The organism is Solicola gregarius (assembly GCF_025790165.1).
Lineage (GTDB): Bacteria > Actinomycetota > Actinomycetes > Propionibacteriales > Nocardioidaceae > Solicola > Solicola gregarius.
Map to the genome: position 1 here is coordinate 2598987 of NZ_CP094970.1, position 22533 is coordinate 2621519.

At 68.1% G+C, this 22533-nt stretch carries 23 protein-coding genes; 15 read left to right on the top strand and 8 right to left on the bottom strand.

Annotation, left to right across the window (positions count from 1 at the left end; translation table 11 throughout):
• Nucleotides 1-18: 18 nt before the first annotated feature.
• Nucleotides 19-2187 (bottom strand): thiamine pyrophosphate-dependent enzyme, encoded by a 2169-nt coding sequence (locus L0C25_RS12800; protein ID WP_271632034.1) that lies wholly within the window; start codon nt 2185-2187, stop codon nt 19-21.
• A gap of 45 nt (nt 2188-2232) precedes the next feature.
• Nucleotides 2233-2982 (bottom strand): SDR family oxidoreductase, encoded by a 750-nt coding sequence (locus L0C25_RS12805; RefSeq protein WP_271632035.1) that lies wholly within the window; start codon nt 2980-2982, stop codon nt 2233-2235.
• A gap of 89 nt (nt 2983-3071) precedes the next feature.
• Here L0C25_RS12805 and L0C25_RS12810 point away from each other — a divergent pair, with 89 nt between their 5' ends.
• On the top strand, nt 3072-4031 hold the full coding sequence (locus L0C25_RS12810; RefSeq protein ID WP_271632036.1) for an MBL fold metallo-hydrolase: 960 nt from the start codon (nt 3072-3074) through the stop codon (nt 4029-4031).
• On the top strand, nt 4028-5629 hold the full coding sequence (locus L0C25_RS12815) for an FAD-dependent monooxygenase (RefSeq protein WP_271632037.1): 1602 nt from the start codon (nt 4028-4030) through the stop codon (nt 5627-5629). The genes L0C25_RS12810 and L0C25_RS12815 overlap by 4 nt, the downstream gene beginning before the upstream one ends.
• Before the next feature lie 12 nt (nt 5630-5641).
• On the opposite strand, the gene L0C25_RS12820 is transcribed toward L0C25_RS12815, so the two are convergent.
• Entirely contained in the window at nt 5642-6226 is a 585-nt protein-coding gene (locus L0C25_RS12820) for an LURP-one-related/scramblase family protein (protein ID WP_271632038.1), read from the bottom strand.
• Between the two features lie 106 nt (nt 6227-6332).
• Nucleotides 6333-8897 carry an ATP-binding cassette domain-containing protein gene (locus L0C25_RS23990; protein ID WP_333908533.1) on the bottom strand — a complete coding sequence of 855 codons (2565 nt, stop codon included), beginning with the start codon at nt 8895-8897 and terminating at the stop codon, nt 6333-6335.
• Nucleotides 8898-8987: 90 nt separating this feature from the next.
• On the opposite strand from L0C25_RS23990, the gene L0C25_RS12835 reads away from it, so the two are divergent.
• Nucleotides 8988-9569, top strand: a complete 582-nt coding sequence (locus L0C25_RS12835) for a TetR/AcrR family transcriptional regulator (protein ID WP_271632040.1) — start codon at nt 8988-8990, stop codon at nt 9567-9569.
• An 18-nt stretch (nt 9570-9587) separates the two neighbouring features.
• Here L0C25_RS12835 and L0C25_RS12840 read toward each other — a convergent pair whose 3' ends face one another.
• Both L0C25_RS12840 and L0C25_RS12845 read right to left on the bottom strand, forming a co-directional pair.
• Nucleotides 9588-10211, bottom strand: a complete 624-nt coding sequence (locus tag L0C25_RS12840; RefSeq protein WP_271632041.1) for a response regulator — start codon at nt 10209-10211, stop codon at nt 9588-9590.
• A gap of 164 nt (nt 10212-10375) precedes the next feature.
• On the bottom strand, nt 10376-11572 hold the full coding sequence (locus L0C25_RS12845) for a sensor histidine kinase (protein ID WP_271632042.1): 1197 nt from the start codon (nt 11570-11572) through the stop codon (nt 10376-10378).
• A 225-nt stretch (nt 11573-11797) separates the two neighbouring features.
• Between L0C25_RS12845 and L0C25_RS12850 the strand changes: the two genes are divergently transcribed.
• Complete coding sequence (locus L0C25_RS12850) at nt 11798-13075, top strand: ankyrin repeat domain-containing protein (protein ID WP_271632043.1); 1278 nt, start codon at nt 11798-11800, stop codon at nt 13073-13075.
• 24 nt (nt 13076-13099) lie between these two features.
• A complete protein-coding gene (gene lpdA, locus L0C25_RS12855) occupies nt 13100-14500 on the top strand; it encodes a dihydrolipoyl dehydrogenase (RefSeq protein ID WP_271632044.1) in 1401 nt (466 codons plus the stop codon).
• A gap of 43 nt (nt 14501-14543) precedes the next feature.
• Here the strand turns inward: lpdA and L0C25_RS12860 are convergent, their stop codons facing one another.
• Both L0C25_RS12860 and L0C25_RS12865 read right to left on the bottom strand, forming a co-directional pair.
• Entirely contained in the window at nt 14544-15710 is a 1167-nt protein-coding gene (locus L0C25_RS12860; RefSeq protein ID WP_271632045.1) for a tyrosine-type recombinase/integrase, read from the bottom strand.
• Nucleotides 15710-16156, bottom strand: coding sequence for a helix-turn-helix domain-containing protein (locus tag L0C25_RS12865; RefSeq protein WP_333908593.1), 447 nt, complete (start codon nt 16154-16156; stop codon nt 15710-15712). The genes L0C25_RS12860 and L0C25_RS12865 overlap by 1 nt, the downstream gene beginning before the upstream one ends.
• An 88-nt stretch (nt 16157-16244) precedes the next feature.
• Between L0C25_RS12865 and L0C25_RS12870 the strand changes: the two genes are divergently transcribed.
• The 10 genes from L0C25_RS12870 (at nt 16245) to L0C25_RS12915 (ending at nt 22533) form a co-directional block, all read left to right on the top strand.
• Nucleotides 16245-16466, top strand: coding sequence for a helix-turn-helix transcriptional regulator (locus L0C25_RS12870; protein ID WP_271632047.1), 222 nt, complete (start codon nt 16245-16247; stop codon nt 16464-16466).
• Nucleotides 16466-17371 carry a hypothetical protein gene (locus tag L0C25_RS12875; protein ID WP_271632049.1) on the top strand — a complete coding sequence of 302 codons (906 nt, stop codon included), beginning with the start codon at nt 16466-16468 and terminating at the stop codon, nt 17369-17371. The genes L0C25_RS12870 and L0C25_RS12875 overlap by 1 nt, the downstream gene beginning before the upstream one ends.
• A gap of 59 nt (nt 17372-17430) precedes the next feature.
• A complete protein-coding gene (locus L0C25_RS12880) occupies nt 17431-17676 on the top strand; it encodes a hypothetical protein (protein WP_271632051.1) in 246 nt (81 codons plus the stop codon).
• Nucleotides 17677-18159: 483 nt separating this feature from the next.
• A complete protein-coding gene (locus L0C25_RS12885) occupies nt 18160-18762 on the top strand; it encodes a hypothetical protein (protein WP_271632052.1) in 603 nt (200 codons plus the stop codon).
• 328 nt (nt 18763-19090) lie between these two features.
• On the top strand, nt 19091-19510 hold the full coding sequence (locus tag L0C25_RS12890) for a hypothetical protein (protein ID WP_271632053.1): 420 nt from the start codon (nt 19091-19093) through the stop codon (nt 19508-19510).
• A 23-nt stretch (nt 19511-19533) separates the two neighbouring features.
• Entirely contained in the window at nt 19534-19899 is a 366-nt protein-coding gene (locus L0C25_RS12895; protein ID WP_271632054.1) for a hypothetical protein, read from the top strand.
• 27 nt (nt 19900-19926) lie between these two features.
• A complete protein-coding gene (locus L0C25_RS12900) occupies nt 19927-20754 on the top strand; it encodes a hypothetical protein (protein ID WP_271632055.1) in 828 nt (275 codons plus the stop codon).
• A gap of 195 nt (nt 20755-20949) precedes the next feature.
• A complete protein-coding gene (locus tag L0C25_RS12905) occupies nt 20950-21327 on the top strand; it encodes a hypothetical protein (protein ID WP_271632056.1) in 378 nt (125 codons plus the stop codon).
• A 46-nt stretch (nt 21328-21373) separates the two neighbouring features.
• The gene (locus L0C25_RS12910; protein WP_271632057.1) at nt 21374-21577 is read left to right on the top strand and encodes a hypothetical protein; all 204 of its coding nucleotides are present in this window, start codon (nt 21374-21376) and stop codon (nt 21575-21577) included.
• A gap of 17 nt (nt 21578-21594) precedes the next feature.
• Complete coding sequence (locus tag L0C25_RS12915; protein ID WP_271632058.1) at nt 21595-22533, top strand: hypothetical protein; 939 nt, start codon at nt 21595-21597, stop codon at nt 22531-22533.

The following is a 22533-nucleotide window of genomic DNA, read 5'->3' on the forward strand; positions in this document are numbered from 1 at the left end:
ATCCCTGGCGTTCTCGAGTCAGCGGGCGATGAGGTCGGTGGCCGCGCGCACGATGGTGTCCTCGTCAAGGAGTACGTGCCGGGTCGCGTCGCCGAGGGGGACGAAGCTGTCCTCGCTCGCGACCCGGGCCACCCGGCCCGCGAAGCCGCTGTCGACCAGGGCCGTCGTGACCTGCTCGGACACCCCGCCAGTACGCCGGGTCTCGTCGGCGACCAGCACGCGGCCGGTCGCCGCGGCCGCCTCCATCAGGTCTTCGACCGGCAGCGGTGCCAGCCACCGTAGGTCGACCACCCGCGCCGAGACTCCCCGCTCCGACAGGCGGCGCGCCGCACGCATGCTCATGCGTACGCCGTTGCCGAACGTCACGATCGTGAGGTCGGTGCCGTCGCCATACGTACGCGCCCTGCCGAGCGGCACCTGCGTGGACGGATCGCCCGGGTCGGGGTACGCGGCGAGCCATCGTCCGTCGTCGTCGGCGTACAGGTCTTTGGTGTGGTAGAGCGCGATCGGTTCGAGGAACACGCACACGCGGCCGTCGACCGCGGCCGCGGCGAGGCAGGTGTGCATCATCGAGGCCGCGTCGTCCGGGCGCGACGGCGACGCGATCACGAGGCCCGGGATGTCACGCAGCGCTGCGATCCCGTTGTCGTTGTGGAAGTGTCCGCCGAACCCCTTCTGGTACGCGTACCCGGCGATGCGGATGACCATCGGGTTGCGATAGCGCCCGTTGGAGAAGAAGCTCAGCGTGCTTGCTTCACCCCGCAGCTGGTCGGACGCGTTGTGCAGGTACGCGAGGTACTGGATCTCCGGCACGGGCAGCAGTCCCGCCAGCCCCGACCCCAGCGCCGTACCGAGCACGCTCTGTTCGTCGAGCAGAGTGTCGAACACGCGCCGCGCGCCGAAGGCCTTCCGAAGCCCGCGGGTCACGCCGTACACGCCGCCCTTGCGACCGACGTCCTCGCCGAAGACGACGACCCGGTCGTCGTACGCGAGCTCGTCGGCGAGTGCGCGGTTGATCGACTGGGCGACCGTGAGTGGGGTTCCGTCGACTTCGGTGGAGATCTCCGAGACGCGCCTCGCGATCGCCTCGGTGGAGGTCGTCGCGATGGTCGCCATCACCTCCGCGGTGCTGGTCAGGCGACGGCTACGGAGAACGGCGGCGGTGAGTTCGGCGACCTCCGATCGCTTGCTCTCATACAGGTCGATCACCTCGGCGGGCGTCGACGTGCCGGTCGCGACCAGTGCGCGCGCCGTACCGAGAAGCGGGTCGCGGCCGTAGTCGCCGGTGATCTCGGCCGGTGCGCGGTACGCGGACTCGACGTCGGACCCCGCGTGGCCCATCAGGCGGATGGTGCGCAGGTGCAGGAATGCGGGTGACCGGCGCTCGCGTACCCACTCCGCGGCCTTTGTCGCGGCCTCCAGGCAGCCGACCGGGTCGGCGCCGTCGGCGGCGAAGTACGCGAGACCGTCGCGTTCGGCATACGTACGCTCGATCCAGTCTCGCGGTGTCGGCACGCTGATGCCGATCTCGTTGTCCTCACACACCAGCAGCAACGGCATCGGCGCGCCCTGGTAGTTCGCGTGCAATGCGGCGTTGATGGCGCCGACCGCGGTGGAGTGGTTGGCCGAGGCATCGCCGAAGCTGCACACCACCACCGAATCCGCCGGCCACTCGGGCCGTACGCCGAGCTGGTACGCACGGCCCAGCGCGAACGCCAGGCCGACGGAGCGGGGCAGGTGCGAGGCGATCGTCGACGTCTGCGGGATGACCGACAGGTCGGCGTTGCCGAACACCTTGTGCCGCCCGCCCGAGATGGGGTCGTCGACCGAGGCGACGATTCCGTGCAGCATGTCGCGAAGCGGATGCTGGCCCGGCACCTGGCTCGCGCGTTCGACGTAGAACGCTCCCGACCGGTAGTGCAGGAGAGCGGGGTCGGTCGGCCGCAGGGCGGCCGCGACTGCCGCGTTCGACTCGTGGCCTGCCGACCCGATGCTGTAGTAGCCGAGGCCGCGACGGCCGAGATCGCGCGCCGCGAGATCCACCTGGCGGCTACCCGCCTGCGCGTCGAACAACGCGAGCAGACGCTTGCCGTCGCCGGCGGAGTCGGTGACTCCGACCGGTGCGATGCGGCGGATTGCGTCGATCAGGTAGCTGTCGACTTCTGCGGCCGGGTCAGTACGCGCCATGCCGCCCATTCTTACGGGACGTACGTCGCGTTCGAACGACCCGGGTCAGTCGATCGTGTGGCCGCCGTTGACGGTGATCCGTTCTCCAGTGATGAAGCCGGCGGCGTCGGAGGCGATGAAGCTCACCGTTGCGGCGACATCACCCGGCATGCCCATGCGGGCGAGCGGCACGTCGGCCAGATACTCGGTCACCTGCTCCGGGGGTACGTCGCCGTGTCGCTCCACCGGGATCCAGCCGGGCGCGACCACGTTCACGGTGATCCCGAAAGGGCCCAGCTCGCGTGCCCAGGATCGGGTGAGGCCGAGTTGAGCTCCTTTGGCCGCGACGTACGCGGACATGCCCGGGAGGGCGCGCTCGAAGATATCGGAACCGATCTGGATGACCCGGCCACTGCGACGCCGTTTCATGCTCGGTAGCACGGCTCGCAGCAGCAGTGTCGGACTCTTGACGAAGAACTCCAGTTGGTCCAGGTGCGCCTGCCACGTCAGGTCGTCGACCGGCACTCTCGGCTGCGGACCGGTCGCGTTGGCAACGAGGACCTCGATCTCGCCGAGATCGTTCGTGACTCGGTCGACCAGATCCGTCACCTGCGACTCGTCGGTGACGTCGGCCGCGAATGCTTCCGCGGCACCACCGGAGTTGCGGATGTCGTCGACCACCCGCTGCGCGCGCTCCGAACCTGACCGGTAGCCGACCGCCACTGCCCAGCCGTCAGCGGCCAGGGACCGCGCAACAGCGGCTCCCAGTCCGCGGGACGCGCCAGTAACGAGAGCGACGTCGGCCCGGTTGCTCATTGTCCACCTCCGATGCGGAAGACCAGGGAGACTCAGTGTCCGAACATACTGCTGTTGCCACGTCGCGCGGTCTCGGACAATGTGGTGGCATGTCCAAGCCGTTCGCATCGTCGGCCGACCTCGCCGACAAGACCGAGACACTCGAGACACTGGCCGACGGCGTGTATGCGCTCACCGCCGAGGGCGATCCGAACGTCGGAGCCGTCGAGGGGAAGGACTTCGTGGTCGCGTTCGAGGCGAGGGCGACGCCGGTCGCGGCGCAGGCCTGGCTGCACCGGCTTCGCGAGCTGACCGACAAGCCGATCAGGTACCTCGTGCTCAGCCACTATCACGCCGTACGCGTGCTCGGCGCGAGTGCGTTCGGGGCAGAGGTGACGATCACACACGAGCAGACGCGGCGGCTGATCGCCGACCGTGGACAGGCGGACTGGGACAGCGAGCTGGGCAGGATGCCGCGACTCTTCCGGGATCCCGACTCGATCCCCGGTCTGACCTGGCCGGACATCACGTTCACCGACCGGCTGAGCATCGACCTCGGCGGCGACCGAGGGCCGCTCGAGCTTGCGTACTGCGGTCGCGGGCACACCGCCGGTGACATCGTCGCGTGGCTTCCCGAGCACCGAATCCTGTTCGCCGGCGACCTTGTGGAGGCCGAGGCCGCTTTGTACACGGGCGATGCGTTCCACGCCGACTGGTCGACGGGCACACTCGACGCAATCGCCGCGTTCGGCGCCGAGTACCTCGTCGGCGGTCGGGGCTCGGTCGTACGCGGGCGCGAAGCCGTCGAGGCCGCCATCGAGCAGTCCCGCTCGTTCCTGACCGTCCTGCGAGACGAGGTCGGTCGGGTCCATGCGCTGGGCGGTGGGGTACGAGAGGCGTTCGCGGCGGCGCATGCGGCGCTCGAGCCGACGTACGGACGATGGCCGATCTTCGAGCACTGCTTGCCGTTCGACGTTCAACGGTTGTGGGACGAGCTGTACGGTATCGACTGGCCGCAGATCTGGACGGCCGAACGCGACCGCGAGGTGTGGGAGGCGCTGCAGGCGTGACCGATGGGCGGGCGCACGATGATGCCGTTGTCGTCGTCGGCAACGGCCCGGTGGGGCAGTCCGCATCGCTCCTGCTCGCGCGCTGGGGGCTGCGCGTCATCACATTCGACGAGCGACCCGAGCGCGACTACGTCGGCAGTAGGTCGATCTGTCAACAGCGAGACGTGCTTGACATCTGGGACTCGGTCGGCGCGGGTCGGCAGGTCGCCGACGAGGGTGTGACCTGGACGACGGCTCGTACCTTCCACCGTGATCTCGAGCTCTTTGCATTGACCTTCGAGGACCGCGGGCGGTCGCGGTTTCCGCCGTTCGTCAACATCTCCCAGTCGCGTACCGAACGGATCCTCGACACAGCACTCGGCAGTCAGCCACTCGTCGACGCTCGGTGGGCACACTGCGTGACGGGGATCCGACCGGACGCCGGCGGTGTGACCGTCGTGGGTACGTCGCCGGTCGGTCCGTTCGAGCTGCGTGCGACGTACGTCGTCATGTGTGCGGGTGGCCACTGCGACGACCTGCGCGAGTCGCTGGGCATCGAGTTCTACGGGCACAGCTATGCCGACCGCTTCCTGATCTGCGATATCCGCACGGAGCTTCCGGACTGGCGTACGGAGCGCAGGTTCTACTTCGACCCGCGGTGGAATCCCGGCAGGCAGGTACTGATCCATCCCTGTCCGGACTCGACGTACCGCATCGACTGGCAGGTCGACGAGACGTACGACCTCGACGAGGAGCGCCGGTCGGGTGCGCTCGATCGGCGGATCCGACAGATCGTCGGCGACGCGGCGTACGAGATCGTCTGGTGCTCGGTTTACCGTGCGCACGAGCGAATCGCCGACCGGATGTCCGCTGGGCGCGTACTGCTCGCCGGCGACTGCGCGCATCTGGTGACGCCGTTCGGCGCCCGCGGGCTCAACTCCGGCGTGCAGGACGCCGAGAACGCTGCCTGGAAAATCGCGTACGCATCGCGAGGCTACGCATCGCCCGCTCTCGTCCGCACGTACGACGACGAACGCCACGCCGCCGCCGTCGAGAACCTGACGATCACCTCGGCGACCATGGACTTCCTCGCGCCGGAGACTCCCGAGCAGATCGCGTACCGGCGGGTGACTCTCGACGACGCGGGCGCCGACCCCTCGGCGCGCGCACGGGTCGACTCGGGCCGCTTGGCGGAGCCGTTCTGGTACGTCGACTCGCCGCTCACCACGCTCGACCCGTCGCGGACGTTCGAGGGTCGGCCCCCGAAAGGCTTCACTCCCGCACCCGCACCGGGCATCCTGCTGCCCGACGTGCCCGCGAGGTACGACAGCGTCGCCATCCCGCTGCGCTCGTTGGCGCGCGAGCATCTGACAGTGCTGACCGGGGCCGACGTCGACGCGACGTCGGTCTCGAGGGCGGTACGCGCCATGGTGTCCGCACCCGTACGCGTGATGCCAGTCGCGGCGATCGAGGACTCGATGGCCGCGATCACCGTCTCCGAGGCTCTGGGGATCCAAGCGGACGAGATCTGGCTGCTTCGCCCGGATGCGTACGTCGCCGCGGTGGTGCGCGACGCCGAAGAGCTCCTGGCCGCCGCTGCGCGACTGCTCGCTCGCTGATGGTACGTCGGCTCACTCGGCGCCGGACGGATGCAGGGCGAGGTCGAGTGCGATGCCGGCGGCGATCGCGAGCGTGCGCAGCGGGCCGGCGACCTCGGAGTCGAGCATGACCGAGCGGCTTCCGTCCCTCTCGTTCGGATCCTCGAACTCCTTGCGTACGCGCCCTACCTGGTTCTCCTCGCGATCGAGGATGTCGAAGGAGCTGCCGCGGATGCTCCGGCCGCGCAGCTCGCCGATCGGCTTGCCCGTGTACGTGAGGCCGAACCGGATCTTGCCGTGGGAGTTGAGCTGGGTGATCTCGCCGATCTCGCGCCCGCTCGGCTCGGTGACGACCAGCCGCGACCGTACGAACCGCGCGGGTCGATCGAGGCGCAGCTGCACGGTGCCGGTGCGGTCGGTCACCTCGAAGGTGTGGCCGAGGTACGCGTCGATCCTCGCCACCAGGCGAAAGGCCTTGCGGGCAGCACTCTGCTCGACGGGCCGGATCGCGCCGATCGTACTTCCGTCGGCATCGCGGATCTCGGAACCGACGTCGAGCTCGGATGCCTTGCCGCGCTGCTCGACGACGAACACCGGCTGTTTCAGCAGCGTGGACATGACGTTCCCTCCGGGGTTGACCTGTGGCGTGGGCGGCGGCTCGGGAGCCGAACGTGCCGTTGGATGCAGGCCACCCGCGTCGGGTTCCTCGTCGGGTCACATCGCTTTACGTGGAAGGAATATCGCGACCTCGCAGGGCCAGAGCAGACGCCGCGGCGAAGGCGCACACCACGACAAGCGCGACGACGAGTGCCCAGGTCTCCGCGGACTCCGTGGGCACCCTGCCGACCCAGTTCATCGGTGAGATGTTCATCGCCCAGTCCGGAAGCCGAAGCGTGTCACCGAGGATCGCTACCACCGCGACGTACGCGTAGGCCGCCCATCCGATCGGCTGAAGCGACGGCTTCGCGGCGTACAAGAGCACCGCGAGCGCGGCGAGCACCAGCATCGCGGGAAGGTACGCGAACGTCGCGCCGAGCATCCGCCCGAACTGGCTCCCGTCGCTCTCCGATGCGGCGACTCCCGCTCCGAGGGCGGCGCCGCCGGCCAGCGTCACGACCACTGCACCGACGCAGATCGCGATGCCGTGTCCGAGTAGCCAACGCAGGCGGCCGAGCGACCCGGCAAGAACGGGTTCGAGGCGGCCACCGCGCTCCTCCTCGCTGATCCGACTCGCGCCTTCCATCGCGTACCCGCCGATGACGAGCGCGACGATCATCACGACGAAGGCGACGAATGCGTCGGCCTGGTCGGAGCCGCCGGCCATCACGTCCTGCAGGGTGTCGTTGTCGGACGCGACGTCTTCGATCGCGTCGATCACCGAGCCGAACGAGCCGCCGACGAGAACGGCGACGACCGCCCAGCCCAGCACGATGTTGCGATGCATCCGCGCCGCGAGGCCGAAGCTGTTGCGTACCAGGGCACCCGCGGTCGGCGCGCCTGGGCGGGCGACGAGTACGCCGCTGCCGAGGTCGCGGCGCTCGAGCACGACGAATGCCGCGACGATGATCAGCGCCGCGAGTGCGAGGGTGAGCGCGATCGGCCACCAGCGCGTGTCGGCGAACGCGCGGGTCTCCTCGGTCCAGCCGAGCGGCGAGAGCCAGGTGAGGAAGTTGTCCTCGACGTCGCCGACCCCCCGGAGCACGAACGCCAGTGCGAGTACGCCGATGCTCGCCGCGTACACCCCGCGGGTGCGTTCCGCGGCCTGCGCCGCGAGCGCGGCAATAGCCGCGAACCACAGCCCGAGTGCCGCCTGCGACAGGGCGTACGCGGTTGCGTCGGCCCATGAGATCCCGATCGGGACGAGCGAGAGTACGTATCCGACCGCCATGACGGCGAACGCCGCCGTGGTCCAGATCAGCGCGGCGGCCAGCGGCGCCCGCCGGGAGACGACGCCGGCGCGGATCATCTCGAGTCGGCCGCTCTCCTCCTCGCGCCGCGTCCACCGTGCGATCAGCAGGACGCCCATCAGGGGGACGGCGATCGCACTCATGAAGCCGAACTCGTACGCAATGACGCCGCCGATGTTGTCGACGCCGTACGCCGTGCCGTTGATCGCGAGTGTCGAGCTGTCCGCCCCGCTGACGCCGGCAGCGTACTCGGCGATCTTCGCCGGAGTGTCGTAGACGCTGTCGAGGGACCAGGCGGTCGCGGCGAACAGGCCGACCATCGCGATCACCCAGATCAGCAAGGCGCGCCGCCCGCTGCGCCAGTGCGTGGTGAGCATGATCCGGGTGCCGCCGCGCAGCGGGCGGTCGGGTGCGTCGACCGTCGCCGTCCGCGCGCTCACGAGCCGACCTCGACGGAGTCGGTCTCGGTGCCGTAGTAGCTGCTGAGGAACAGGTCGTCCAGGCTGGGCGGCTCGGCCGTCAGCGAATGCAGCCCGGCCGCGTGCACAACTCCGATCGCGTCGTTCACCTGGTCGGTGTCGACCTTGAACGTCACGTCGAACCGGTCGTCCGCGCGGGTCGTCGAAAGCTCGTGAACCCCCCCCGAGGTTCACGAGCGCCGCCGGTTCGGCGTCCGTCACCGCGTGCACCGACGTACGTGTGTGTCTGCGCATCTCGGGAAGCGTGCCGGAGGTCACGGCCTTGCCCTTGCGGATGATGGTCACCCGGTCGCCGAGAGCCTCGACCTCGGAGAGGATGTGGCTCGACAGCAGTACGGTCACGCCCTCGCCCGTACGTTCGCGGACGGTGTCCTGGAAGACCTTCTCCATCAGCGGGTCGAGGCCGGACGTCGGCTCGTCGAGCACCAGCAGGTCGACGTCTGCCGCGAGGGCCGCCACCAGGGCGACCTTCTGCCGGTTGCCCTTCGAGTAGGCATCGCTACGTTTTGACGGGTCGAGGTCGAAGCGCTCGATCAGCTCGGCACGGCGCTCGGCCGACAGTCCGCCGTGGGTCGAGGCGAGGACGTCGATACATTCGCCGCCGGTCATGCCCGGCCACAACGAGACATCGCCTGGCACGTACGCGAGCCGGCGGTGCAGAGGTACGGCGTCATGCCACGGGTCGCCACCGAACAGCCTCGCGCTGCCGCCGCTCGCCCGGACGAGACCGAGCAGGATCCGGATCGTGGTCGACTTGCCCGCACCGTTGGGTCCGAGGAACCCATGCACCTCGCCGCGGCGTACGTGCAGGTCGAGCCCGTCGAGGGCGCGGAACGACCCGAAGGTCTTCACGAGTCCGTCGACGTCGATGACTCCGTCGTCTGGTGTTGTCTTCGCAGTCACGGTGTTCCCATCTGCTCGCGTTGGTGCACTATCCGACCACTACTGTGTACCACCTGTACACACTACATGTCCAATTGCTAGTATCGCCGGGTGCCACTGCCTCGCTTCCATCGCCTACCCGCCGACGAACAGCGCCGCATCCTCGATATCGCGCTGAAGGCGTTCGCCGAGCAAGGCACGGACGCCGCGTCGTACAACCAGATCATTGCCGCTGCAGGCATCTCGCGCTCGTCGGCGTACAACTACTTCGACGGCCGCGAGGACCTTCTCGACGCGGTGCTCGACGAGGTCGCCGAGCGCTTCGGCGCGGCGCTCGGAACGTGGCCGACCGCCGCCGACCCCGATGCGTTCTGGGCGGAGCTGGAGCGGAGTACGGACAACATCACGGTCCACATCGAGCAGCATCCCGCCGATCTCGCGCTGATCGACGCCGCGTTCTACGACCGGAGCCGGGGGCGGTTCGTCGGCTGGGTCGAGGACCTCATCGCCAATGGCGCCGACATCGGCGTGATCACCATCCCGATAGACCGGTCGCTGCTCGTCGGCATCACCACCGCGGCATTGCCCGCCTTCGACAGCTGGGCCATCGAGCGCCTCCGGTCCGGTGGGCAGATGCCGGCGTTCGGCGAGCTCAGGACGGTGCTGAGTCACCTGTGGGGCACGCCGAGCTAGGCAGACACGGCCTGGCCGCTACCGACGGATGATGCGCCGCTCGATCGCGGTGGCGACCGCACCCGCGCGGGTGTCGACGCCGAGCTTGGCGTAGACATGCGACAGATGCGACTTGACGGTGGCTTCGCTGACGAGCAGACGTTTGGCCATCTCCTTGTTCGCCAAGCCCTTCGCGAGTAGCTCGACGATCTCCACCTCGCGGTCGGTGAGCACGGGGCCGGGCGTGCTCGCGCGGCGTACGAGCGTCGCCGCGACAGCGGGCGCCAGCACGGTCTCGCCGCGCGCGGTGCCGCGAACGGCGCGGAACAGCTCGTCGGCCGGTGCGTCCTTCAGCAGATAGCCCGCGGCGCCCGCATCGACGGCCGCCAGGATGTCGGCCTCCGTGTCGTACGTCGTGAGGACGAGTACCTGGGGAGGGTCGGGCAGCTCGCGGACGTCGGCGGTCGCCTCTGCACCGCCGCGGCCGGAGCCGAGGTTGAGATCCATCAGAACGACGTCCGGACGCGTGCGGCGTACGGTCTCGGTCGCGCCGTCGGCGTCGGACGCCTCGCCGACAACGGTCAGATCGTCCTGCCCTTCGAGCAGCGCGCGCACGCCCGCGCGTACGACCGGATGGTCGTCGACGAGTACGAGGCGGATCACAGGTCGTGTCTCCTTATGCCGCGTCGATCAGCGAGCGGGTCTCCGCGCCCGATCTGGCAAGGCGCGGGAGCGAAGTTGTAGTTGAATCCTCCTGCGAGCGACCGTAACGCAGCCAGGCGGGATGCGGAGGCACGCGAGCCGGCGGGGTATAAGGAGACACGGCCTTAGGACATCCTGCCTTGTGTCGGCGCGTTCAGCGGGATGCTGACAGCGAGTGCGGTGCCGTCGCCCGGTGCGGACTCGACGGCGAGCGAGCCGCCGAGCTCCTCGACGCGCGCACGGATGCCCGCGAGCCCGCGTCCCCGCGCCGGTTGACCTGCCGGTGATGACGCTGTCGGGTCGAACCCGCGGCCGTCGTCACGTACGTCGAGCGTGACTGAGTCCGGCTGGTACGTCAGCGAGACGACGACGTGGGACGCGTCCGCATGCTCGACGACGTTGGCGAGCGCGCCGCGCGTCGTACGCAGCAGGGCCGTTCCGACAGGGTCGGGTAGCACGGCCGGCTCACCGTGGACGCGCACCGAGGCGCGTCCCCGATCGCGGGTGGCCTCGTCGGTGACGCGTTGGACGGCGGCGGGGAGGTCGCCCCCGGCGGACAGCTCCGCAGGCGCGAGGTCGCGTACGACCCGGCGCACTTCGTCGAGTCCGTCGCGCGCGGTGATCGCGGCCTGTGACACATGCTCGCGGGCCGCGGCCGGTCTCGCCTCCCAGTCCTGGTCGGCCGCCTGCAGCAGCAGGTTGATGCTCGAAAGCCCTTGCGCAACCGAGTCGTGGATCTCGCGGGACAACCGCGCGCGCTCCGCAACGACCCCTGCCCGGTGTTGCGCCTCGGCGAGCTCGCCCTGCGCTTCGTGCAGCTCGTCGAGCAGGCGTTGGCGTTCGGTTGCCTGCACGTCGAGGGCGCGGTACGCACCCACCGCGAGCACTGCAATGGCGATCGGGCCGGCGATGACCGTCGGGTCGACCGTGTCGGACATGGCCGACCAGGACACGACGACCGTGACCACCATCGCCGCGACCACCACGTACGCCACGGCGTACGGGAGCACCCGCAGCGCCACGAACGCGAGCGGCACCGCGCACCAGGAGAACGACGGTGCAAGGGCGGTGAGGCCGATCCACACCACGACCAGGACGCCACACCACACGGGCGCGGGCAACAGCCGATAGCTCGCGTACACCCCGACGAGCAGCAGTGCCCCGCCGAGCACCCAGGGGCCGCGGTCGGACAGGCCATGGCCGTCCAGGTAGCGCCAGGTGGACGTGATGGTGAGCACCACGAACGCGATGTGGAGCCAGGTCTCGAGCCGATCGGCGCCGGCCAGCAGCGGGCGCACGCCCCGGTACGCCGACGTGTTCATGTTCGCCGAGCCTATGTGCTGTGGGGGCAGCCGGCATCATCCGTTCGGCTATCGGCGGTTGGCCGATCGGGTGGTCGGAGTGTGGCTGGATGCCCGATGGCCGCGCGTACGCGAGGGGGGATCGTGGAGGAACCAGACGACGAAGGAGCAACAGATGAAGCGCATCGCAGCGGGACTCGCGCGGGCGGCGGTCGCCCTCGCTCCCCTGGCGCTGAGGGACTTGTCATGATCCGCGCAATTGCCGTGGCTGCGGCGAGCTTGGTGCTCGTCGCGGCCTGCGCCGGACAGAGCGAGAATGGTGAGCCCGCGCCCGCGTCCGGCGGCACCCGGACCGCGCGGCCGACCGACCGGCAGGAGCAACCGACTCGACCGCAGGAGACGACCGTGCTGAGTGACGAACGCCAGGCCGAGCTGGATTCCCGGCTGATCGAGGCGGCATGGGACAACCACGTGTCGCGGGTCCGCCGCCTCATCGAAGATGGCGCCGACGTCAACGCCAAGGACGACACCGAGCAGAGCGCGTACCTGGTAGCGACCAGCGAGGGATACGACGACCTGCTCGATCTCACGCTGCGGCACGGAGCGGACGTGACGTCGCTGGACAGCTTCGACGGCACCGGGCTGATCCGCGCCGCCGAACGCGGTCACGCCGGTGTCGTGGGCCGGCTGATCCAGGCGGACATCGACGTCAACCATGTCAACAACCTCGGCTGGACGGCGCTCCACGAGGCGATCGTCCTCGGCGACGGTTCCGGCCGGTACGTCGACACCGTTCGTACGCTGGTGGCCGGCGGCGCCGACGTACGGCTGCCGTCGGCCCAAGACGGGGTCGCGCCGATCGACCACGCGACGCGGAAGGGGTACGACGCTGTGGCGGAGACGCTGCGGGCCGCGCTCGACGAGCGGCCGATCGCCCGACCGGACCAAGCGCTCCTGGACGCCGCGGCATCGGGCGACGCCGACCGGGCCGCGCTGGCGATCCGTGCCGGTGCCGAACTGGAGGTCGGAGACGAACGCGGTCGTACGCCGCTGCTGGTGGCGGTGACGAACGATCGGATAGACGTGGCGCGACTGCTCGTCGCCCTGGGCGCCGATCCCGATGCCCTCGACGACCAGCACGACACACCGTGGCTCGTGACGGGCGTGACGGGAAGCGTGCCGATGCTCGAGGCGCTGCTGTCCGCGGACCCGGACCTGTCGATCCGCAACAGGTACGGCGGTTTGTCGGCCATCCCGGCCAGCGAGCGAGGCCACGTCGAGTACGTACGCCGGGTTGTGCGTACCGACATCGACATCAACCACGTCAACGACCTCGGCTGGACGGCGCTGCTCGAGGCCGTCATCCTCGGCGACGGCTCCCGGCCGTACCAGGAGATCGTTCGGATCCTGCTTGCTGCGGGCGCCGACCCGGCCATTGCCGACGGCGACGGCGTGACCGCGCTGCAGCACGCGGAGTCGAGTGGGCAGGACGGGGTCGCAAATGTCCTCAGGGACGCGTCCTGACCGACGACGCCCTACCCTGGGGGCATGAGTGAACGGTTCGACGTCGTTGTCCTCGGCGGGGGTGTCGGCGGGTACGTCGCCGCCATCCGCGCCTCCCAGCTCGGCAAGTCAGTTGCCGTGATCGAGTCGAAGTACTGGGGCGGTGTGTGCCTCAATGTCGGCTGCATCCCGAGCAAGGCGCTCCTGCGCAACGCGGAGGTCGCACACCTCATCCAGCACGAGGCCACCGACGTCTACGGCGTGACGGTCGGCGATGTGAAACTCGACTACTCCAAGGCGTACGAGCGCAGCCGCTCGGTCTCCGACGGGCGGGTCAAGGGCGTGCACTTCCTGATGAAGAAGAACGGCATCAGGGAGTACGACGGCTGGGGCACGTTCGTCGACGCGAACACGCTGCAGGTGAAGCTCAATGACGGCGGCGAGGAGACTCTCTCCTTCGACAATTGCATCATCGCGACCGGTGCGACCACGAAGCTGTTGCCCGGCACATCGCTGTCAGAGCGCGTCGTCACGTACGAGGAACAGATCCTGTCGGACTCGCTGCCCGACAGCATCGTGATCGCCGGCGCCGGTGCGATCGGAATCGAGTTCGCGTACGTGATGGCCAACTACGGCGTGGATGTGACGATCGTCGAGTTCCTCGACCGCATCCTGCCGCTCGAGGATCCCGAGGTGTCCAAGGAGCTCACGCGGCAGTACAAGAAGCTCGGCATCGAGCTGCTGACCTCGACCCGCGTCGACTCGATCGACGACACCGGCGACAAGGTCACGGTCACGGTTACCAAGGGCGACCAGCAGCAGACGCTCGAGGCCGACAAGGTGCTGCAGGCCATCGGCTTCGCGCCGCGGGTCGAGGGCTACGGTCTCGAGAACACCGGCGTACGCGTGACCGAGCGCGGCGCGATCGACATCGACGGCCGGATGCGTACGTCGGCGCCGCACATCTACGCGATCGGCGACGTGACCGCGAAGCTGATGCTCGCCCATGCCGGCGAGGCGATGGGCATCGTCGCGGCCGAGACGATCGCGGACGCCGAGACCTTCGAGCTCGACTACACGATGATTCCCAAGGCGACGTACTGCCAGCCGCAGGTCGCCAGCTTCGGCTACACCGAGGAGCAGGCCAAGGAGCGCGGCCACGATGTGAAGGTGGCGAAGTTCCCGTTCATGGCCAACGGCAAGGCGCACGGCCTCGGCCAGACCGCCGGCTTCGTCAAGGTGGTCGCGGACTCGGAGTTCAACGAGATCCTCGGCGCCCACATGATCGGCCCCGACGTCACCGAGCTGCTGCCGGAGCTGACCTTGGCCCAGCTGTGGGACCTCGGCGCCGACGAGATCGCCCGCAACGTACACGCGCACCCGACGCTGTCCGAGGCGGTCAAGGAGGCCGTCCACGGTATTGCCGGGCACATGATCAACATGTGACGATCGGCGCAGAAAAGTGCACCCTGACCTGCGCAAACGCGGTTTAGGCGCTACGGCTTGTAGTGGATTTGTAGTGCTTCATCGCATCGTCGATCGTCTTGCGTGCCCGGTGAGCACTCGACGGCATGAGGTGCGTGTACGTCCGCAACGTGAACCCGGGGTCGGAGTGGCCGAGGTAGTCGGCGAGCGCTCGGATGTTCTCGCCGCCGTCTAGCAACTCAGATGCGTAGGTATGCCTCAATGCGTGCATCCCGTTTTCGCGTCGTGCCTCGATACCCGCTGCTTCGCGGGCCGGAGCCCACACCTTCCGGTTGAAGTCGTCGCGGTCGATGGGCCCGCCGGCCGGGGTCGTCAGCACGAGGTCATGCGCGACGTCCTTACCGTCGGTGTCCCTCCACGGCAGTACGACAGACTGCGCCGGGTACTTCGCGAGGTGCGCCGCGAGTTCATCACGCACGTACCCTGCGAGTGGCACTGTCCGCTCGTGCCCACCCTTGGGCAGACGAAACGCCTTGCGCGAGTTGTCGAACTTGCGAACCTGGCGCCGTACACGGACCTCTGGATCGACGGCCAAAAAGTCGACGTCGTTGACCGATAGGCCGAGCACCTCGCCCTGTCGCAATCCGAGGCCCACCGCGAGAACGACCGCGATGCGGTACCAGTCGTCGATGTTGTCGAGCATCGACGCGACGGCATCACGGGGCCACGCGTGCGCATCTGCGCGACCGCGTTTCGGGGCACGGACGCTTCCCGCCTTGCACGGATTGGATGGGATGAGGCGGTCGTCCACCGCGGCGTTGAGGATGGCGGACACGGTGCCGAACGTGTTCGCCTTGTACGTGTCCGAGCCCATCGTCAGCCCGCGTAGCCATGCCTGGATCGTCGACGGCCGTATAGCGCCGATCGCCGTGTCGCCCAGGACCGGATAGACGTGCAACCGCAGGGCCCGTTCGTGAATGCCATACGACGTGATGTCGAACGTCTGCGAGGCGAGCCATCCGTCGGCAACATCCTGGAACTTCGCCTTACCGGCGTGAGGGTCGACGAACATACCGCGCGCCTTGTCGGCCTCGACGGTCGCCTTGAAGCGTTTGGCGTCGATCTTCTTCTTGAACGTCTTGCGACGGCCATCACCGTTCTCGTTCTCGTAGTTGACCACGTACCGCGGAGTGCCGTCCTTCGCATACGTAGGTGGGCTGATCGATGCCATTAGTGGTCCTCCAGAAACTTGTCGACCTGCGCAGTCATTCGGGCGAGCATGCGCTTGAGGTCGAGCACGGCCTCTGCGGACATCGCGTCGTACTGCCACACGTCGTTCAACAGCCAGCGCTCAGGTGCATCTGGTGCTGGTGCGGGATCAGGTTGGGCCAGTGGGTCGATCCAGACGAGACTCCCAAGGTCGGTGTTGAGCGCCTTGGCAAACACTGCCGCTTCGTCGAGTGTGATGCGGCGACGTTCCGACGCGCTCTCGATCTTCGAGATCACGGAGCGGTCGATCCACTCGGCCCCGAGGCTGGCGCATCGGTCTGCGAGCGCGGAGGCGGAGAGCCCTAGCTCCTTGCGGCGCTGACGAATGTTCGCTGCCGCCCACCGTGAAACGTAATCAAACACCATGCACGCGACGGTACGCGACTGTCCTCTAATCGCGCAAGTCATTCGTTTGACGCGCAAGTCAAGTTGTGCTTAGTCTCACTCCATGGTCGCGCAGCATGCGCTGCTACAGGACATAGGAAGGAACCCGGTCATGCCGTCGAAATACCTCAGCCCGACCTCGGTCTCGGAACTCATCGACGTCCCCGAAGGCACCCTCCGCATCTGGCGTCATCGAGGCGAGGGGCCGGAGTCGATCAAGATCGGCAAGCACGTCCGCTACCTCCGCGAGGACGTCGAGCGCTGGCTCGCCAGCCTTCACGACGAGGAGCACCGCCGCCTCGAGGAGCGCCACGCCAACAGGATGTCGGCGTAGTGACTATCGAGTCCGCGCCGGACGAAAGCAGCGTGAAGGCGCTCACCCCCGACGAGCGCGACGATCTCACCCGCGCGGAGGAGACCATCGAGCGGGGCCTCACCACATTCGTTGAGGTCGGCGCGGCGCTTGCCCGTGTCCGCGACCAGCGCCTGTACCGCGATGAGTACGGAACGTTCGATGAGTACTGCCGCAAGCGATGGGGGCTCAGCAAGGGCCACGCATCCGACTTCATCGCCCGCGCTCGCGAGACGGTCGCAATTGCGACCACGGACCCGCGGGCGCCGCGCCCGACCAACCTCGGCCAGGCTCGCGAGCTGTCTGGGCTGGAGCCCGAGTCGGCTGCGCGGGTGATGCGGACCGTGCATGAACGGACCAACGGCAAGCCGACTGGGAAAGTCATCCGCCTTGTTCGAGCCGAGCAGCAATCAGCTGACGACAATGCCGCTCCGGCAGCCACCAAGAAGTCTCACCGTCGGAATCCGCTCGTAGGCGTTTACGGGTATGCGGTGCGCGACCTTATGCGACTCGCCGACCGCTTCGAGCGCCTCCACGCGGACGACCGGTTCGCGGTGAATCGGGAGACGCTTGCGGGTCGCTACAAGTCCATGGTGTCGGAGTCGATTGCGAAGTTGGGCGACGTCAACCACGAACTCGAACCCGCCCGAGGCCTGGCCACCAGCGAGGCGTCCCCACGGAACGTGAAGAACTACAGGGGCAACGGCCCGGTCGAGGCGATGTCGAACGTCATCACCACCTTGGCAGGGATGACGTTGCCGATGAAGGAGCTCGCCGCCGACGACTTCGCTGATCTGACCGACGACGAGCGAGCACGGTGGGTCGACGAGATGGACAAGTCACTCGCGGAGCTCGGTCGCGTCGTCGATCTCATCAAAGTGAAGTAGGGCCTGCCCAAGTACGTCCCGATCGATGAGGTGCCCAACGAAATGCATGGAGAACACCGATGCAAGAGAGGGAGGCGAGCCGCCCCGACACCGAACGGCTCGCCCAACAACGTCATACCCGCGACGTCGACGTCAGCGTAGACGATCGTCCGCGTGCACCGCGTCTGCTTGGTTGCCCGTGTGGCTGTCTCCGCGGCGTCGGCTGCATCACTGCGGCACCGCTGCCGGACGGCCGCGCCTGGCCCGACCGGGCCTGGGTCGAGTACGGCACGGCCTGGATCGTCGCGCTGAAGGCGGCGGCATGACCGACCCCGCAGCCCACGACGACGGTTGGGATTTCTGGGGCAAGGAGGCCGACACCCGCGAGGAGATCGCCAGTCGACGACCCTGGCAGCCCGTCGACTTGGCCGGCGTCCTCGACGGCACCTCGGCACCGCCCGAGCCGACGGTGGGCGCACGGTCCGACGGCGTCGGCCTCTTCTACCCCGGACGTACCCACACTGTCGTGTCGGAGTCCGAGGGCGGCAAGACGTGGTTCGCCCTATCCGCATGCCAGGACGAAATCCGCGCCGGGTATCACGTCGCGTACCTCGACTTCGAGGACTCCGAGGTCGGCATCATCGGCCGGCTACTCGCCTTCGGCGTCGACCGCGCCACCATCGCATCCAATTTCCACTACCTGCGGCCCAACGTGCCGCTCGGCACCGGCATCCACCTCGACGACCTGACCGCCGTGCTGCTCGAAGTTCCGCCCGACCCTCGGCATCATCGACGGCGTCACCGAGGCGATGGCGCTGCACGGACTCGACCCCGACAAGAACAACGACGCCGCAACGTTCGCGCAGCTCCTGCCCCGCCGGATCGCCGCATCCGGTGCAGCAGCCGTTTCCCTCGACCACGTCACGAAGAGCCGCGAAGGGCGTGGGCGCTGGGCGATCGGCGCACAGCACAAGCTCTCCGGACTCGACGGAGCCTCATACGTACTGGACAACCGCACACCCTTCGGCGTCGGACTGACCGGCCGGACGACGGTACGTATCGCCAAGGATCGACCCGGTCAGCTGCGGCGTAACGCGCTGCCGTCGTCGGAGGGCATGTTCTGGTTCGGTGATCTCGCGCTCAAGTCACGCGACGACACGTTCGCGGAGGTGAGCGTGGAGCCCCCGTTCGAGCGTGAGGACTCGTGGCGGCCGACGAAGCTCATGTCCGCGATCGCCTCGCTTCTCGAGGAACGTGGCGCGCTGTCGCAGCGGCGGATCCTCGCCGGTGTACGCGGTAAGACCGATCGCAAACGCGAGGCTCTCGACCTGCTGATCGTCGACGGCTACGTCTCTGACAAGACGCCGCACGAGCTGCTGAAGCCGTACTTAGATCAGGACGGTGACCAGTGACCGTTCCCCCGTTCCCCAGGCGTTCCCCTCCGTTCCCCGGTAACGGGCGTGCACCCCGTTCCCCGTTCCCCTCCTCTTTAGAGGGGAACGGGTACGGGCACGCCAACAACCACCGAAACCCAACGGAGCGTTCCCCTTTCCGAAAGAACGCCATGACCGATCCGATCGTCGACACCGACCGGTGCGTGTGCTGGTGCCCGCACTGCCTCGAGACCGTCAACGGCCAGCCCGGCTGGGCCGCAACCCATCACGAACAGACCGGGCATGAGACGTACCGCCGCACATGGCGCGTAGAACGCTGGACCACCGACACCGCGAGGACAGCACCATGACCGGCCTCCACCAGCCGATTGTGACCGCATCGGCGATCGGGCCCGTTGCCGTGTGCGCGACGTGCCACGCCCGGTACGTCGGCGACATGTGCGGCGCGCACGCATGGCGGCACGCCACCACCACCGAGCATCGTGTCGTCGTCCGCACCGAGAAGCTCATCACCTTCGACGCACGCCCGCTGCCGCTGTCCACCGAAACAGAGACGGTGACGGCACCGACGGCCGACCACACGCCCGACGCGCGACAGGCGGCGACGTCGCGCGCCACACACGAACCCTGGCCCAACCAGCCACCCGAACGGCCGTGCGTCGCCTGCGGGACCGGATCCCAAGCCTGGCGGGGGATCCAGGACTTGGCCGGCCGCTCCTGCTGCACCCGCTGCCGACACCCCATCGTCGAAACCGACGCATCCTGACCAACACACGAAAGGAAACACCGATGACCGACACCAGGCCCAGCTTCTTGGCCAAGAACCACCCGATCCGCGCCGTGCTCGAGGAAGCCGCCCGCGGCAACCGCCCCACCAAGGCACAGCTCAACCAGCTGGCCGCCTACGACGCCGTTCTCCCGACCGACGACGGGATCGGCCGGTTCGCCTTCGCCGTCGACCGGGCCGCAGCCCGCGTCGTCGGAGTGGCCCAGACGGGTGCGTTCAAGGACGCCCGCGACGAAGCCGAGAACGCGTGGGCGCGGATCGCCGAGCGGATGGGCGACTCCGCGCGCGCCGTCGACGGCAACAGCCTGCCCGATACCTCGGATGAGTCCCTCGACGCCATCGCCAGCCGCATCTACCGGAACGGCTGAACACCGCACCAGCGAAAGGAACACGTCATGCACTCAAACGCACTGCCCTACCCGTACAAGGTCAACCGGCCCACGTTGTCCCAGGTGCTCTCCGCCGTCGACATCGCCGAGCAGCTGCACGGCAGTTGTTCGATCGCAGCGGTCGGCACCGCCCGCGGCATCGCCGACAAGGCCGACGCCCTCGTAGCAGCCGGGCGTGCCGAACCCGACGAGAAGCCGCTGCACGACGCCGTCGATTCCTACCTCAAGAGCAAGACCAGCGCGGCCAAGGTAGTCGCCGCAGCCAACACCATCGACGACGCCAACGAACACCGCAAACGCCATCACGGCTCAGGCCTTGGAATGACCGGCGCACTCGGCCAAGCGATCTCCAAGATCAACGCCCAAGGACTCGCCAAGCTCGCAGCCGTACCCGAGGACGCCTGGATCGGCTGGCTCAAGCCCGAGGTCGACGCCCTCATCGCCCAGGCGAATGAGATCGCCGACCGCATCGGCATCGACAACCCCCGGCCTCCGGAGCGCGGTGTACGCGACCTCAACCATCCGTGGGGACCGACGATGCACCAACTGGAAGTCGACACCGAGATGCGCCACAACTGGGAGAACCTCGAACTCGTCCTGAACAAACTCAACGCCGCGCACTCCTTCGCCGACGCACTCCGCGGACTCGGGCTCGTCCCGCTCGCCGAGAAGCGGACGACGCCACTCGAGCATCGCTGGCGCGCCGCCGACAAGGTGGCCGGCGACCCACGGCGCGTCCCCGAGCATTGGATGCGCAATCGGCACGTCGGACAACCTGGCGTATGGACGTCGGCCGAGCTCGACGCCTACGACGCCGAACAGGACGCGGCCTAATGAACCCCCGCGCGGCGGTAGCGGGAGTCCGGTTCGTCATGTCGCCGGACGCGCCCGGATCATGGCCTGCCGCCGTGCGGGCTCACACCCCTGGGCGGGGACCCCTCCCCGGCATCGCCGGCACACGGGCGCCATAGCAGGCCGGAATGTGCATAGGCGCTGAGAACCGTTTTGCAGAAGGAAAGGACCGAGACCATGACGAAGCCACGCACACCTGCACGGCTGCAGGCCCGCGGCCGCGCGCTGTGGTCGTCGGTCGTCGACGCCTACGACCTGCGACCCGACGAGCTCGTACTGCTCGCGCATGCGGCCCGTACCGCCGACACCATCGAGCAACTCGAGGACGCGTTGCGGACGGCTCCATTGACGGTGTCCGGGTCGCAGGGTCAGGAGCGAATCAACTCGATGTTGCCGGAGGTTCGTCAGCAGCGGGTCGTGTTGGCGTCGATGTTGCGGCAGCTCCGGCTGCCCGACGACCCAACGGAGGTCCGTACTGTCGCGGAGGCGCAGCGTCGCTCGATGAGTGCGCGGAAGGCTGCGCGGGCTCGGTGGGATCTCGGTAAGCCGAGTTGAATCGAACCTCTGCGGGTCGAGGTTGCGGTATGCGACGATCGCGATCATGGCGTTCAAGCTGTTCTACCCAAGTGATAACACCGGTGCGTTCGAGGAGTTCGACGACGAGGCGAAGTACCGCTTCAATGATCACGGCCTACTCGTGATCACCACCGGAGACGGTGTCCGACAGACATACTCGCCGTCGGCTTGGCTGTACGTACAGGACCACCGAAAGCCCCGCGAGCAACGCGTAGCGCGTATCCGCTGAGCGCGCCCGTCATCCGGATGGACGACGAATCTCTCGACGTTGAGGGTCTACTCGATCGCCTGGCCGAGTCCGTAGAGGAACGTCGGCAGCAGCGGGCCGACCTCGCGGCGGGACTAGATCACCTCGCCAGATCGATCAACCTGTCCGCGCGATCGGAATGGACCGCAGGCGAGGCGTCACCGCTCTCCGCAGACCGCGCATCCCCGTCGCTGGGCTCGGATGCGGCGGCGCTAGTTGGTGCGGAGGCACGTCTTCTGATGGCGTCCGCGGTCGATCACGCCCGCGCGCTGTCGCGGTCGGTTGCCGAGGCCGATACGTACCTCGGCGGCATCACGCTGGCCCGCGGCGTATTCGAGTCGGCGATTCGAGCGCACTACATACTCGCCGGCACCACTACGGATGACCGCGTGCAACGCGCATTGACCCAGCGCTATGCCAGGCTGGTCGCTACCGACAAGGTCGATCAACTGCTGGGTGGCACATCGCCGAGCGAGGATGACTTCGACGAGGAAGTCGACGAGGACGATCTTGCCCACCGCGTACTCCGGACGGTCGACGAGATCGAGTCGTATGCCGCATCGAGGCAGTGGAAGGTCTGGCGGAAGCGTCCATGTGCCGTTGGCAAGCGGGTGACGTTCACGGACATCGTCGATGACCTACCCGAGGGTGACAATGCCCTCGGGCGCTATCTCTGGTCGTCGAAGTCTGCGCTAGCTCACGGAGAGATCCTCGAGTCTGCGCGGCAGTGGATGGATCTGATGGGCGACCCGTTCGACCGAGACAACGGCGTGCCTGTCTGGCTGCTCGCACAGGCAATCGGTGGCGGGATCGTCGGACCGTGGGTACTTGCCGCGACCTTGGAGCGGTACACCGGGACCGAGCACGACCTACGCCCCGACACGGTGCGTCTGCTCGACGTCTGGTCTAGGACCGCAGATCTTCACCAAAGCAGATGA